Source organism: Streptomyces sp. NPDC056948 (assembly GCF_042674225.1).
GTDB lineage: Bacteria > Actinomycetota > Actinomycetes > Streptomycetales > Streptomycetaceae > Streptomyces > Streptomyces purpurascens.
In genome coordinates this window covers 1-12,610 of the sequence record NZ_JBHUQX010000277.1, presented here as the reverse complement: position 1 = coordinate 12,610, position 12,610 = coordinate 1, and the positions used below count along the sequence as shown (strand labels likewise).

Sequence of the window (12,610 nt, the reverse complement as noted above, 5' to 3'; positions counted from 1 at the left end):
GCTTCCAATTCCCGGCGGAAACCGACCTGCTGGCCCAGCGTGGACACCCCCCGTTCGAAGCCTAGGGTGGCCATCGCCACCCGCCAGCCGTCGCCGGTGGCGCCGACGATGTGCTCCGCGCCGGTGCGGGCGCCGTCGAAGAACACCTCGTTGAACTCGGAGGTGCCGGTCAGCTGAGTGATCGGCCGGATCTCCACCCCGGGCTGGTCCAGCGGGACCAGCAGATAGGACAAACCGGTGTGCCGCGTGGAGCCGGGCTCGGTGCGGGCGACGACGAAGCACCAGTCGGACTCATGGGCGAGGGAGGTCCAGATCTTCTGCCCGGTGACCACCCAGGTGTCCCCGACCCGCTCGGCCCGGGTGCGGACGTTCGCCAGGTCCGATCCGGCGTCCGGTTCGCTGTAGCCCTGGCACCACAGCTCCTCGACGGCGACGATCGGCGGGAGGAAGCGTTCGCGCTGCCCCGGCGTACCGAAGGCGATGAGCGTGGGACCTAGGAGCTGCTCTCCGATGTGGTTGACGCGGGCCGGGGCGTCGGCGAGGGCGTACTCCTCGTGGAAGGCGACCTGCTGCTCCAGACTCGCGCCCCGGCCGCCGTATTCCTTCGGCCAGCCGACGCAGGTCCACCCGGCGGCGGACATGTGTCGTTCCCAGGCTAGCCGTTCGGCGAACGCCTCGTGCTCCCGGCCGGGTCCGCCGCGACCGCGCAGGGCGGCGAATTCCCCGGTGAGGTTGGCCCGCAGCCAGGCACGGATCTCGGCGCGGAACTCCTGCGCGGTGCTCATCGGCGGCTCCCGGCGGCTCTCGACGGCTGACGTCCCGTACGTTAACCTACCAAACACTTGTTAGGGAAGGAGGATGCGGATGCACACTGCCCGCACTGCGCCCCCGGAGCCCGTCCGCTACGAGCGCCACGGCGCCGTCGCCCTGGTGACGATGGACCGGCCCGAGTACCGCAACGCCCAGAACTCCGCGATGACCTACGCCCTGGACCGGGCCTTCTACCGTGCCGCGGACGACGACGAGGTGAAGGTCGTGGTCCTCGCCGGAGCGGGGAAGCATTTCTCCGCAGGACACGACATCGGCACCCCGGAGCGGGACGCGCATCTGCCGTTCGACCGCAGGGCCGGGCTGTGGTGGGACCACTCGGACAAGTCGGGAGCCGAGAGCCGCTTCGCCCGCGAGTCCGAGGTGTACCTGGGCATGTGCCGGCGCTGGCGCGAACTGCCCAAGCCGGTCATCGCCTCGGTGCAGGGGGCGTGCGTGGCCGGCGGACTGATGCTCGCGTGGGTGTGCGATCTGATCGTCGCCTCCGAGGACGCCTTCTTCGCCGACCCGGTGGTGCGCATGGGCATACCAGGCGTGGAGTACTTCGCCCACCCGTGGGTGATGCCGCCGCGGATCGCCAAGGAGTTCCTCTACACCGGCGACCGGATGAGCGCGCGGCGCGCCTACGAGGTCGGCATGGTCAACCGGGTCGTTCCCCGTGAGGCACTCGCGCAATACAGCAGAGAGTTGGCGGATCGGGTCGCGGAAATGCCCCGGATGGGGCTGGCGTTGACGAAGCGCGCCGTCAATCAGGCGGAGGACCTCCAGGGCCTGCACTCGGGGCTGGACTCGGTCTTCGGGCTGCACCATCTCGCCCACGCCCACAACGCGGAGACGAGCGACGACTCGCTCGGCGGGATGGACGTGCGCGCGATGAAGGAGGCACGCCGCTGATGGATCTCGACTTCACCGCCGCCGAGGAGGCCTTCCGGGCCGAGGCCCGGGACTGGCTCGCCCCCCGTGTGCCGTCCGTTCCGCTGCCGTCGCTGGAGACTGCGGAAGGGTTCGCCGCCCACCGGGAGTGGGAGGGCACACTCTTCGCCGACCGCTGGTCGGTGGTCTCCTGGCCCGAGGAGTTCGGCGGCCGGGGCGCCTCTCTGCTGGAGTGGCTGATCTTCGAGGAGGAGTACTACCGGGCCGGCGCGCCCGGCCGGGTCTCGCAGAACGGCATCAACCTCCTCGCCCCCACCCTGTTCGAGCACGGGACCGACGAGCAGCGGGCGCGGGTCCTGCCGTCCATGGCGAGCGGTGAGGTGATCTGGGCGCAGGCCTGGTCCGAGCCGGAGGCGGGGTCCGACCTGGCCTCGCTGCGGTCCACCGCCGTTCGGACGGACGGCGGCTGGCGCATCAGAGGCCAGAAGACCTGGTCGTCCCGGGCGGCCTTCGCCGACCGCGCGTTCGGCCTGTTCCGCAGCGACCCGGACGCGGACCGGCCGCACCGGGGTCTGACGTACCTGATGTTCCCGTTGGACGCGGTCGGGGTGACGGTGCGGCCCATCGGGCGGCTGGACGGCAAGCCCGCCTTCGCCGAGCTCTTCCTCGACGACGTGTTCGTACCGGACGAGGACGTCATCGGCGAGCCGGGCCAGGGCTGGCGGGTCGCGATGAGCACCAGCGGCAACGAGCGCGGGCTGACGCTGCGCAGCCCCGGCCGCTTCACCGCCGCGGCCGACCGGCTGACCGAACTGTGGCGCTCCACCGCCGTCCTCGACTCCGACTCGGGCTCCGATGCCGGCTCCGGCTCCCACGACACCGCGCTGCGCGACCGGGTCGCCGACGCGGTGATCAGTGCGCGCGCCTACCAGTTGTTCACCTACGCCCACGCCTCACGCATCGCCGCCGGTGGGTCGATCGGCGCCGAGTCCAGCCTCAACAAGGTCTTCTGGTCCGAGCTGGACATCGCCCTGCACGAGACCGCCCTCGACCTGCTCGGCCCCTACGGCGAGCTGTCCGACGAGGCGACCGAGGCACCCGCGCACGGCACTTGGGCCGAGGGGTACACCTTCTCCCTGGCCGGGCCGATCTACGCCGGCACCAACGAGATCCAGCGCGACATCATCGCCGAGCGGCTGCTCGGCCTGCCGAAGGGACGCCGGTGATGCGGTTCCTCCTCGACGAAGAGCAGCGGGAGTTCGCGCGCACGCTGGACGGCATGCTGCGATCCGCCGGCACCCCCGGCGTCGTACGGTCCTGGGCGTCCGGCGACCACGGACCCGGACGCGCCCTGTGGGCCCGGCTCGCGGAGGCCGGCGTCTTCGCCCTCGCCGTTCCGGAGGAGCACGAGGGTCTGGGCCCGCTGCCCGTCGAACTGACCGTGGCTTTCGGCGAGCTGGGCCGGCATGCCGTGCCCGGTCCGCTGGCCGAGACGGCCGCCGCCGGTGCCCTGCTGGGCCGGCTCGGGGGCGACGCGGCGCACGCATGGCTCCCGCAGCTTGCGTCCGGCAAGGCGGTGGCGTCCCTGTGCGTCCTGTCGCCCGGGGGCAGCCCGTACGCGCTGGACGCCGACGCCGCGGACGCGGTGTTCGTGGTGGACGGCGACGCCCTGCGGCTCGCCGAATCGCACGGTCCGGTGCAGCCGTCGGCTGACCCGGCGCGGAGGCCGGCCCGCCCGCTCGGCGGATCCATGCTCGCGCAAGGGCCCGCGGTGACAGCGGCCACCGCGTACGCCGCCGATGTCGCCGCGCTGGTCACGGCCGCGCAGTCGCTCGGGCTGGGACGGGCGCTGCTGGAACGCACCGTCGAATACGTGCGGCAGCGCACCCAGTTCGGGGTGGCCGTCGGCTCGTTCCAGGCGGTGAAGCACCGCCTGGCCGACACCCTCATAGCCCTGGAGTTCGCCCAGCCCCTGGTCCACGCCGCCGCCCTGGCCCTGGCGGCGGACGATCCAGCGGCGGGCCGGGAGGTCGCCGCGGCGAAGGTGTCGGCCTGCGAAGCGGCCTATGCGGCGGCGCGCACGGCCCTGCAACTCCACGGCGCTGTCGGCTACACCGAGGAACTGGACCTGTCCCTGTGGGTGCGCAAGGCCCGGCCCCTGCGCACCGCATGGGGTACTCCGGCCGCATGCCGAGCCCGGGTACTCGCGGTCGGAGCGGTGCGATGAAGCTGACGGAGGAACAGCGCGAACTGCGCTCGGCCCTACGGTCGCTGCTCGCACGCCACGAGGGTGCGGCGGCCTGGGGGCCGTTGACCGAGCAGATCGGTGTGGCCGGCCTCGCCGTGCCCGAGGAGTACGGCGGCGCTGGGTGCGGAGCACGCGAAGTGAACGTCGTGATGGAGGAGTTGGGCCGGGAGCTGAGCCCCGTGCCGTTTCTCGGTTCCGCGGTCCTGGCGACGCAGGCGCTGCTCGCGTCCGGTGACGGCGCGGCCGGTGCGCGGCTGCTCCCCCGGCTCGCCGCGGGCGAGGTAGTGGGTGCCCTGGCGTGGGCCGAGCGTGATTCGTGGGATCCGGCGGCGATCCGGGCCGAGGCCGTCCCGTCGTCCGGTGGCGTGTGGCGGCTCACCGGCGGCAAGGAATACGTGCTCGACGGCGTCGAGGCCGGCGTGCTGCTCGTGGCCGCCCGCACGGACGCCGGAATCTCGCTCTTCGAGGTGGTGGCGGACGGTCCGGGCACCCGCCGGGCAGCGGTGGTCACGATGGACACGACACGGGCCCTGGCCCGCGTGGAGCTCGACGGGTCCGAGGGCCGGCTCGTCGGCACGGAGGGCGACGGCGGACGTGTCCTGGCGCATGTCCTGGACCTGGCCTGCGCGGCGCTCGCCGCCGAGCAGGTCGGCGCGGCAGAACGCTGTCTGGAGATGACGGTCGCCTACGCCAAGGAGCGGGTGCAGTTCGGCCGGCCCATCGGCTCCTTCCAAGCGGTGAAGCACCGGCTGGCGGATGCGTACGTCCTGGTGGAGTCGGCGCGCTCGGCGGCGCTCGGCGCCGCGTTCGCGGCCGACGCCGGCGCGCCGGACCTGGCCCGGCACACCGCCGTCGCCAAGTCCGTCTGCTCGGAGGCGTTCACGGCGGTGGCGGGCGAGACGATCCAGCTGCACGGCGGCATCGGAATCACCTGGGAGCACGACGCCCATCGCTACTTCAAGCGTGCGCACGGGGCGGGCATGCTCTTCGGGTCGTCGGCCCACCACCGGCGCCGGCTGGCCGCGGGACTGGGCCTGACCGCGGCCTGACGCCGCTGCGGGGCCTGCCGTCGGTCAGTGCGGAGCATGCCCCTGGCCGGTGGCGGGCACGGCCGTGCGCCGGATGAAGAGGGAAGCGACGAGGGCCAGTACGGCCATGCCCACGCCCCACAGGAAGGCCTCCTGGATCCCCGCCACCTGGGCGGCGGACCCCGCCCCGGACCGGCCGTGCTCGGCGCCCACCGTGTTCATGACCGTCACGAACAACGACGTACCAGCCGCACCGGCGAGTTGCTGGAGCGTGTTGAGGACGGCGCTGCCATGGGCGTACAGGCCGGGGCTGAGGGAGCCCAGCGCGGAGGTCATCACGGGGGTGAGGACGCATCCCAGCCCCAGGCACTGCAGGACGTGGATGAGGATGATGCGGGACACGGGCGTGCCGGCGTCGAGCGTGCTCATGGCGCCGAGCGCGAGGGCCACGACCGAGGTGCCCGGAATCACCAGCAGGCGCGGGCCGAACCGGTCGTAGAGCCGTCCGACGACGGGCGCGATCATCCCCATCGCCAGGCCGCCGGGCAGGAGGAGGAGACCGGTCCGCAGGGTGCTCAGACCGCGCACGTTCTGCAGGTAGAGCGGCAGCAGGACCAGGGTGCCGAACAGCGCGCCCATGGAGAGCAGCAGTGCGGTCAGGCCCACTACGAAGGGCTTGATCCGCAGCGGGCGCAGGTCGAGCAGTGCCGCGTCCTCGCGCTGCAGGCACAGTTGCCGCCACACGAAGAGCACGAGGGCGGCGCCACCGACGGAGAGCGGGACGAACAGCGGCAACGGGGCGTGCCCGCCCGCCGATTCGCCGATGCTGCTCAATCCGAAGATCAGCCCGCCGAACGCCAGGGTGGACAGCACGACCGAGAGGAGATCGCACCGCACCCGTTCGGGGGTGGTGATGTTCCGCACCAGCGCGGCGCCGGCGGCGAGGCTCAGCAGGGCGATGGGAAGCACCGCGAGGAACAGCCAGTGCCAGCTCAGCGCGGACAGGATGAGCCCCGAGGCCGCGGGGCCGACCGCGGGCGCCACCGCGATGACGATCGAGATCAGTCCCATGGTGCGTCCGCGGCGGTCGGCGGGCACGAAGGTGATGACGGTCGTGGTGAGCAGCGGAAGCATCACCGCGGTGCCGCCGGCCTGGATCATGCGGCCGGCCACGAGCACCGCGAAGTGCGGCGCGGCCGCGGCCAGGGCGGTGCCCGCGGTGAAGAGCGAGGTCGCCGCGAGGAAGACCGCGCGGGTGTTGAACCGGCGCAGGATCAGGCCGGTCGTCGGGATGACCACGGCCATGGTGAGCAGGAAGCCCGTGGTCAGCCACTGCGCCGTCCCGGCGCCGACGTCGAAGACGGCCATGAGCCGGGGCAGGGCGACGCTCATGAGCGTCTCGTTGAGGATCATCACGAACGTCGCCACGAGCAGCAGCCCTATGACGACCTTCACTTGCCGGGGCATCGCCTCCCCCGGAGGAGTGGGGGCCTGAGTCCCCGCCAAGGCGTCGGGTCGCTGGTCGACTGTCATCCGAGTTTTCACCGTCCCTAGGGCCGAGCGGGCCGAACCGGCCCGCGGTCACTGCCATCCAGAGTGCAGCCTATGACGTACATGTCAGTGACTGTCAACTTCGGCGGTTGCTACCCTAGGTGCATGAAGAGCAGCCCAAGCCTCCGAGACGTCTCACGCCAGGCGGTCCGGTCCCAGATCGCCCGCACGGCCGAAGAGTTGTTCGTCACCAAGGGATTCGAGGCGACCACGGTCGACGAGATCGCGGGCGCGGTCGGCATGTCCCAGCGCAGCTTCTTCCGCTACTTCGCCTCGAAGGACGACGTGGTGCTCGACACCTACGAGCGGACGGGTGACGACTGCGTCGAACGGCTGCGGAGCCGGCCTCGCGACGAGCCGGAATGGGAGGTGCTGCGTGCGGTCTTCGACGTGGTCGTCGAGCAGTTCGAGGATGAGGCGCGGCGCAGCCACGGTCTGGCGATCCAAGGCATCGTGGAAGGCAGTTCCGCGCTGCTCGCCGGCTACCTGGAGAAGATGGACCGGGTACAGGAAAGACTGACGGGCGAGCTCGTGTCGCGGGCGCGGGAGCGCGACACCCGGCACGAGCCCGACCGGCTGGTGGTGCGCGCCACGGTGGGCGCCGCCTTCGCGTGTCTCCAGTCGTGCGTCTCGGACGCGGTGCGCACCGGTGACACGTCCGGTCTCAGGTCCCGCTTGGACCGCGTCATGGAATCCCTACGCCCGCACGACGGGTAGGGGAAGGTCTCAAGCCCGGCCTCACACGACGGGCGTGAGCCTGCCGAGGGTGGCGTGCGCCTCCGCCATGATCCTGTCGACGAGTTCGGCGCAGGACGGCAGGTCGTCGATGAGCCCCCCGACCTGGCCGCAGGCCATCACGCCCAGGTCGGTGCGGCCGTCGACCATCGCGGCCTTGAGGAGCATCGGGGTGTTGGCGGCCAGCAGGACCTGGCTCCAGGTCAGTTCCTTGCCGTGTTTCATGGCCAGGCCGTCGCGCACCAAGCCGGTCCAGCTCATGCCCGACTCCCGCTTGAAGGCAGAGGCATGCCGCAGGGCGCGCAGCAGGGAGACCGCGCGTCCGGAGCGCTCCAGCGCGTCCACCAGGTCGGTGCGCAGCATCCGGTGGGGCAGGCCGTCGACCTTGGTGGTGACGGTGACGTCCTGGACGCCCGCGGCGAGGTAGCGGGCCTTGACGGCGTCGGGGACGGTGCTGTCGGAGGTGAGCAGGAAGCGCGTGCCCATGGCCACGCCGGCGGCGCCGTAGGCCAGGGCCGCCACCAATCCGCGTCCGTCGCGGAAGCCGCCGGCGGCGATCACCGGGATGTCCACGGCATCCACGACCTGCGGGAGCAGCACGGTGGTGGCGACGCTGCCGGTGTGGCCGCCGCCCTCGCCGCCCTGCACGAGAACGGCGTCGGCGCCCCAGGCCGCGACCTTCTCGGCGTGCCGCCGGGCGCCCACGGAGGGGATGACGACGACTCCGGCGTCCTTCAGACGGGCGATCAGTTCCGGCCGGGGCGCGAGTGCGAACGAGGCGACCTTCACGCCCTCGTCGAGGATGATCCGCACCCTGTCCCCCGCGTCCGCGGCGTCGGCCCGCAGGTTGACCCCGAAGGGAGCGTCCGTTCGGGACTTGACCTCGCGCACCGCCGAGCGGAGCTGTTCCGGGCTCATGGTGGCGGACGCGAGGATGCCAAGGGCTCCGGCGTTGGCGGCGGCGGAGACCAGGCGGGGTCCGGCCACCCACCCCATGCCGGTCTGGACGATGGGGGTGCGCACTCCGACGAGTTCGGTGAGGGCCGTGGCGATCGCGGTGTCGCTCATGCCGGCACCTCGCGGTCACGGGCGCCCTTGGGGTCGATGACCTCCCGGACGAGGCGCAACTCCTCGGTGGTGGGCTCGCGGGTGTACGGCACCTCGTCGGGGACGGTGAGGGCGAAGCCGGTGGCCTCCAGGGCCTGCTCGACCGTGACCCCCGGGTGCAGCGAGCGCAGCCGCATCGTGTGGTCCGGCGTGGCGAAGTCGAAGACGCCCAGATTGCTGATCACCTCAGGGACATGGTGGAAGCGGGTGGCCGACGGGCCGGCCTCGGCGGCACGGTCGTAGCCGACGCCGCACACCATGTCGACCCGCTCGACGAAGACGCGCGGGGAGTGCTTCGGCACCCAGTAACTGGTCGGGTTGTTCAGGGTGTTGATCGGTGCCCCTCGCACGCCCAGTAGCTGTCGGGCGGGGCGGGCCCAGTCGCCGATGCACGAGATGTTCTGGTTGCCGTGGCGGTCGATCTGACTGGCGCCCATCATCACGTGCCGCCGTCCCGTGGCCACGAGGGCCAGGTGCTGACGGTAGGGCAGCCACCCCTCCACCACCTGGGCTCGGGCACCGAGGGCCGGGACGTCGCCGATCAGCAGTGCCTCGCCGTCGGTGAGCAGCAGGTCGGGCGCGAACGTCAGCTTCGCCAGCCGGGCGCCGATGGCGGGGACGGTGCCCATGGGGCTGGCCAGGACCTCCCCGGCGTCCCGCCAGGCCTCCGCGCAGGCCACCACGCAGTACTCGGCGCGTGTCACGCCGGTCGTCGTCACACCGCTGCTCATGACTGCTGCTCCTCGTGGAACGCCTTGACGGCGGCCTGGTACGCCTCCTCGTCACCGGACAGGAACCGCTCGGTGAACCTCTGCCAGGCCTCCGGGTCGCGGGCGGCCCGGGCATAGGCCTGCTGGAACGCCTCGTCGCGGTCGTGGTCCGGGACACAGGAGGTGAAGTGCGCCCCGTTCGGGCTCTGCACGACGCCGTTCACGAAGGCCCGCTTGACCAGCAGAGTCTGCGGGCCCGCCTCCTTCAGCAGGTCGGCGGTGTCGACGATCCGCTCGCAGGAGACGTAGGAGGCGTCGGCGGCCTGGCAGAAGAGATCGTCGAAGTACGGGTCGGGGCCCAGGTACTGGGCGTTGCCCTGGGGGTCCGCCCGGTTGAGGTGGACGAGCGCGGCGTCCAGGCGCAGGGCAGGGACCGCGACGAGTTCCTCGCCGTCCTCGTAGGGGGAGGTGACGGTGCGCAGGTGCGGGTTGACCTTCATCACGTCGGAGCCGAGACCGGCCCGGACCGGCAGGAAGGGCAACCGCTGCGCGGCGGCGGTCAGGCCCCACATGAACATCGCCTCGTCCAGTTCCACCAGGTCGAAGGCGCCCCGCTGCCGGGCTGCGGTGAAGTGCGGTTCGAGGGGGACGGAGTCGAGGGTGGCGAACGGGGTCACGAGGGTGCGGATCCGGCCCGCCGAGGCGAGCAGGCCGACGTCGGGACCGCCGTAGGACACCACGGTCAGGTCGGTGATGTCGGAGCGCAGCAGTGCGCGGACCAGGGCCATCGGCTTGCGGCGCGATCCCCAACCGCCGATGCCCAGAGTCATGCCGGTGCGGAGCCGGCCGACCACCTGCTCGGCGGTCATCGTCTTGTCGCTCAACGCGCTTCCCCTTCCGACGGCGTGGACGCCGAGGACGCCACGAACGCCTCGCGGTACCGGTCCGAGACGCCGCTGAGGTTGGCCTCGAAGGTGAAGCCCTGCTCGAAGCGGTAGCTGCGGCGGACGTCCACCGGGTCGATGCCGTTGATCGAGGCCTTGGCGAAGCGGAGGAGGAGCCCGTCCTTGGCGGCGATCTCCCTGGCCAGCTCCATCGCCGCGGTGTGCAGTTGCTCGCGCGGAACGACCCGCCACACCGAGCCGTGGCGGTGGAGTTCCTCGGCCGTCACGGTGCGCGAGGTGTAGTAGAGCGTGCGCATCAGGTGCTGCGGGACCAGTCGGGCCAGGTGGGTGGCCGCGCCGAGCGCACCCCGGTCCAGCTCGGGCAGCCCGAAGGTCGCGTCCTCGCTCGCCACGATCGAGTCGGCGTTGCCGACCAGACCGATGCCGCCGCCCACGCAGAAGCCCTGCACCGCGGCGACCACGGGGACCTCGCAGTCGTAGACCGCGGCGAACGCCTCGTAGCAGCCGCGGTTGGTGCCGACGAGCGCCGTGTACCCCTCGGTGCGCTGCATCTCCTTGATGTCGGCTCCGGCGTTGAACCCGCGCCCGGTCGCGGTGAGGACGACGCAGCGCACGCCGGGATCGGAACCGGCCGCGCGCACCGCGGCGGCCAGGTCGTACCAGCCCTGAACAGGGAGGGCGTTGACCGGTGGGAAGTCCACGGTGATGACGGTGATGCCTTCTTCGGGACTTGCGGTGGAGACACCCATGAGCGGATCAGCTACCTTTCCACCAAACGTTTGTTAGGTATGAAGGTAGCAGCGGAGTACGCGTCGCGGGAGGTCCCCCATGGCAACGATCACCGATCTGAGCGGACGTGTGGCGGTGGTCACCGGCGGAACGAGGGGCGTGGGCGCGGGCATCACCCGGGCCCTGCTGGAGGCCGGAGCCGAGGTGGTGACCTGTGCCCGGCGCCCGTCGGACCGGCCGGTCGAAGCGGCCGGACGCGCCGCCCGGTTCCTCCCGGTCGACCTGCGTGACGCGGACGCCGTCGGCGCCTTCTTCGCGCACGTGAGGGACGAGTACGGCAGGCTGGACGTGCTCGTCAACAATGCGGGAGGGACGCCGTACCGGCTGCTGGATGAGGGCGGGGCCGAACGGCACGCACGGGTCGTCGAGTTGAACCTGCTCGCTCCCCTGGTCGCCTCCCTCGCCGCCTACGAGCAGATGCGCGCCCAGCCCGGCGGCGGGTCGATCGTCATGATCGGCAGTGTCAGCGGCAGCCGCCCGTCACCGGGCTCGGCGGCCTACGGGGCGGCCAAGGCGGGACTGGAGCAACTGGCCCGCAGCATGGCCGTGGAGTGGGCGCCTCAGGTCAGGGTCAACACGCTGGTTCTCGGCATGGTGCGCACCGAGTTGTCGCATCTGCACTACGGCGATGAGAGCGGCATCGCGGCTGTAGGGCGCACAGTCCCGCTCGGCCGTCTCGCCGACCCCGCGGAGGTGGGCGACGCCTGCGTCTTCCTCGCCTCCGAACGCGCCGCGTACATCAGCGGCGCGAGTCTGCTCGTCCACGGCGGCGGCGAGCGCCCGGCCTTCCTCGACGCCGCCACGGCCGGCAACTGATCCGGTCGACCACCCAGCTTTTCCCGTAGTTCCCAGACCTTCCAGGCTTTCCAGGCTTTCCAGGCTTTCCAGGCTTTCCAGCGAAAGGATTCTGAGCATGTCCGGACTGTGCAGCGAACGCGTCGCGATCGTCACCGGGGCGGGGCGCGGACTGGGCCGGGCGCACGCCCTCGCCCTCGCCGCCGAAGGCGCGAAGGTCGTCGTGAACGACCTCGGTGTCGGCCTTGACGGGACCGGCACCGAGGCGGGGCCCGCCCAGCTCGTCGTCGACGAGATCATCGCCCGCGGAGGGCAGGCGGTGGCCCACGGCGGGGACATCGCCACGACGGAGGGCGCGGCCTCGCTGATCCGCACCGCCGTCGAGACCTACGGCCGGCTCGACACCCTGGTCAACAACGCCGGCTTCCTGCGCGACCGCATGCTGGTGAACCTCGACGAGGACGACTGGGACGCCGTCATGCGTGTCCATCTCAAGGGACACTTCCTGCCGCTGAAGCACGCAGCGGCCTACTGGCGCGCGGAGGCCAAGGCCGGACGGGCCCCAGCGGCCCGGGTCGTCAACACCAGCAGCGGTGCGGGGCTGCTGGGGAGCGTCGGCCAGGGCAACTACTCCGCGGCCAAGGCCGGGATCGTCGGCCTGACCATGGTCGCCGCCGCCGAGATGGGCCGATACGGCGTCCTGGTCAACGCCATCGCCCCGGCGGCCCGCACCCGGATGACCGAGGCGACGTTCGCCGAGACCATGGCGGCCCCCGCCGACGGCTTCGACGCCATGGCCCCGGAGAACGTGTCCCCGCTCGTCGTGTGGCTCGGCTCCGCGGCCTCCGCCGGTGTGACGGGGCGCGTGTTCGAGACGGAGGGCGGCCGCATCACGGTCATGGACGGCTGGCGCCCCGGCCCCACAGCGGACAAGGGCTCCCGCTGGTCCCCGACCGAGGCCGGGGAGACCGCGCTGAAGCTCCTCGCCGAGGCGACGCCGCCGGAGCCGGTGTACGGCGCACAGTGAGCACCGGGAGGCCG

Annotated in this window: 13 protein-coding genes; 7 read left to right on the top strand and 6 right to left on the bottom strand. The window is 71.9% G+C overall.

Annotation, left to right across the window (positions count from 1 at the left end; genetic code table 11):
- On the bottom strand, positions 1-785 hold a 785-nt coding region (locus tag ACFTZL_RS29825), incomplete at its 3' end, for an acyl-CoA dehydrogenase family protein (RefSeq protein WP_382588756.1).
- Positions 786-858: 73 nt separating this feature from the next.
- On the opposite strand from ACFTZL_RS29825, the gene ACFTZL_RS29820 reads away from it, so the two are divergent.
- The 4 genes from ACFTZL_RS29820 to ACFTZL_RS29805 are packed head-to-tail and all read left to right on the top strand — an operon-like array spanning position 859 to position 4,998.
- Entirely contained in the window at positions 859-1,722 is an 864-nt protein-coding gene (locus ACFTZL_RS29820) for an enoyl-CoA hydratase (RefSeq protein WP_382588754.1), read from the top strand.
- Positions 1,722-2,927: an acyl-CoA dehydrogenase family protein gene (locus ACFTZL_RS29815; protein WP_382588752.1), complete on the top strand. Its 1,206-nt coding sequence runs from the start codon at positions 1,722-1,724 to the stop codon at positions 2,925-2,927. The genes ACFTZL_RS29820 and ACFTZL_RS29815 overlap by 1 nt, the downstream gene beginning before the upstream one ends.
- Positions 2,927-3,928 (top strand): acyl-CoA dehydrogenase family protein, encoded by a 1,002-nt coding sequence (locus tag ACFTZL_RS29810; protein ID WP_382588750.1) that lies wholly within the window; start codon positions 2,927-2,929, stop codon positions 3,926-3,928. The genes ACFTZL_RS29815 and ACFTZL_RS29810 overlap by 1 nt, the downstream gene beginning before the upstream one ends.
- Positions 3,925-4,998: an acyl-CoA dehydrogenase family protein gene (locus tag ACFTZL_RS29805; RefSeq protein ID WP_382588748.1), complete on the top strand. Its 1,074-nt coding sequence runs from the start codon at positions 3,925-3,927 to the stop codon at positions 4,996-4,998. Before ACFTZL_RS29810 ends, ACFTZL_RS29805 begins: the two co-directional genes overlap by 4 nt.
- A gap of 24 nt (positions 4,999-5,022) precedes the next feature.
- On the opposite strand, the gene ACFTZL_RS29800 is transcribed toward ACFTZL_RS29805, so the two are convergent.
- The gene (locus ACFTZL_RS29800; protein WP_382588746.1) at positions 5,023-6,444 is read right to left on the bottom strand and encodes a DHA2 family efflux MFS transporter permease subunit; all 1,422 of its coding nucleotides are present in this window, start codon (positions 6,442-6,444) and stop codon (positions 5,023-5,025) included.
- Positions 6,445-6,633: 189 nt separating this feature from the next.
- Between ACFTZL_RS29800 and ACFTZL_RS29795 the strand changes: the two genes are divergently transcribed.
- Entirely contained in the window at positions 6,634-7,245 is a 612-nt protein-coding gene (locus ACFTZL_RS29795; RefSeq protein WP_382588745.1) for a TetR/AcrR family transcriptional regulator, read from the top strand.
- A 21-nt stretch (positions 7,246-7,266) separates the two neighbouring features.
- Here ACFTZL_RS29795 and ACFTZL_RS29790 read toward each other — a convergent pair whose 3' ends face one another.
- From ACFTZL_RS29790 to ACFTZL_RS29775, 4 genes are read right to left on the bottom strand one after another with little or no spacing between them, the layout of a single operon-like run.
- Positions 7,267-8,331: an NAD(P)H-dependent flavin oxidoreductase gene (locus ACFTZL_RS29790; RefSeq protein ID WP_382588743.1), complete on the bottom strand. Its 1,065-nt coding sequence runs from the start codon at positions 8,329-8,331 to the stop codon at positions 7,267-7,269.
- Positions 8,328-9,101, bottom strand: a complete 774-nt coding sequence (locus ACFTZL_RS29785; protein WP_382588741.1) for a CoA-transferase subunit beta — start codon at positions 9,099-9,101, stop codon at positions 8,328-8,330. The genes ACFTZL_RS29790 and ACFTZL_RS29785 overlap by 4 nt, the downstream gene beginning before the upstream one ends.
- On the bottom strand, positions 9,098-9,964 hold the full coding sequence (locus ACFTZL_RS29780; RefSeq protein ID WP_382588739.1) for a CoA transferase subunit A: 867 nt from the start codon (positions 9,962-9,964) through the stop codon (positions 9,098-9,100). Before ACFTZL_RS29780 ends, ACFTZL_RS29785 begins: the two co-directional genes overlap by 4 nt.
- The gene (locus ACFTZL_RS29775) at positions 9,961-10,734 is read right to left on the bottom strand and encodes an enoyl-CoA hydratase family protein (RefSeq protein ID WP_382588737.1); all 774 of its coding nucleotides are present in this window, start codon (positions 10,732-10,734) and stop codon (positions 9,961-9,963) included. Before ACFTZL_RS29775 ends, ACFTZL_RS29780 begins: the two co-directional genes overlap by 4 nt.
- A 79-nt stretch (positions 10,735-10,813) precedes the next feature.
- Here ACFTZL_RS29775 and ACFTZL_RS29770 point away from each other — a divergent pair, with 79 nt between their 5' ends.
- Both ACFTZL_RS29770 and ACFTZL_RS29765 read left to right on the top strand, forming a co-directional pair.
- A complete protein-coding gene (locus ACFTZL_RS29770) occupies positions 10,814-11,590 on the top strand; it encodes an SDR family oxidoreductase (RefSeq protein WP_382588736.1) in 777 nt (258 codons plus the stop codon).
- A 97-nt stretch (positions 11,591-11,687) separates the two neighbouring features.
- Complete coding sequence (locus ACFTZL_RS29765) at positions 11,688-12,596, top strand: SDR family oxidoreductase (RefSeq protein WP_382588734.1); 909 nt, start codon at positions 11,688-11,690, stop codon at positions 12,594-12,596.
- The last annotated feature ends 14 nt before the right edge of the window (positions 12,597-12,610 follow it).

Bases quoted from the DNA above. Each gene is read 5' to 3' on its own strand.
- ACFTZL_RS29785 (WP_382588741.1), bottom strand. From the start codon at position 9,101: ATGAGCAGCGGTGTGACGACGACCGGCGTGACACGCGCCGAGTACTGC.
- ACFTZL_RS29765 (WP_382588734.1), top strand. From the start codon at position 11,688: ATGTCCGGACTGTGCAGCGAACGCGTCGCGATCGTCACCGGGGCGGGG.
- ACFTZL_RS29770 (WP_382588736.1), top strand. From the start codon at position 10,814: ATGGCAACGATCACCGATCTGAGCGGACGTGTGGCGGTGGTCACCGGC.
- ACFTZL_RS29805 (WP_382588748.1), top strand. From the start codon at position 3,925: ATGAAGCTGACGGAGGAACAGCGCGAACTGCGCTCGGCCCTACGGTCG.
- ACFTZL_RS29775 (WP_382588737.1), bottom strand. From the start codon at position 10,734: ATGGGTGTCTCCACCGCAAGTCCCGAAGAAGGCATCACCGTCATCACC.
- ACFTZL_RS29795 (WP_382588745.1), top strand. From the start codon at position 6,634: ATGAAGAGCAGCCCAAGCCTCCGAGACGTCTCACGCCAGGCGGTCCGG.
- ACFTZL_RS29815 (WP_382588752.1), top strand. From the start codon at position 1,722: ATGGATCTCGACTTCACCGCCGCCGAGGAGGCCTTCCGGGCCGAGGCC.
- ACFTZL_RS29790 (WP_382588743.1), bottom strand. From the start codon at position 8,331: ATGAGCGACACCGCGATCGCCACGGCCCTCACCGAACTCGTCGGAGTG.
- ACFTZL_RS29810 (WP_382588750.1), top strand. From the start codon at position 2,927: ATGCGGTTCCTCCTCGACGAAGAGCAGCGGGAGTTCGCGCGCACGCTG.
- ACFTZL_RS29800 (WP_382588746.1), bottom strand. From the start codon at position 6,444: ATGCCCCGGCAAGTGAAGGTCGTCATAGGGCTGCTGCTCGTGGCGACG.
- ACFTZL_RS29820 (WP_382588754.1), top strand. From the start codon at position 859: ATGCGGATGCACACTGCCCGCACTGCGCCCCCGGAGCCCGTCCGCTAC.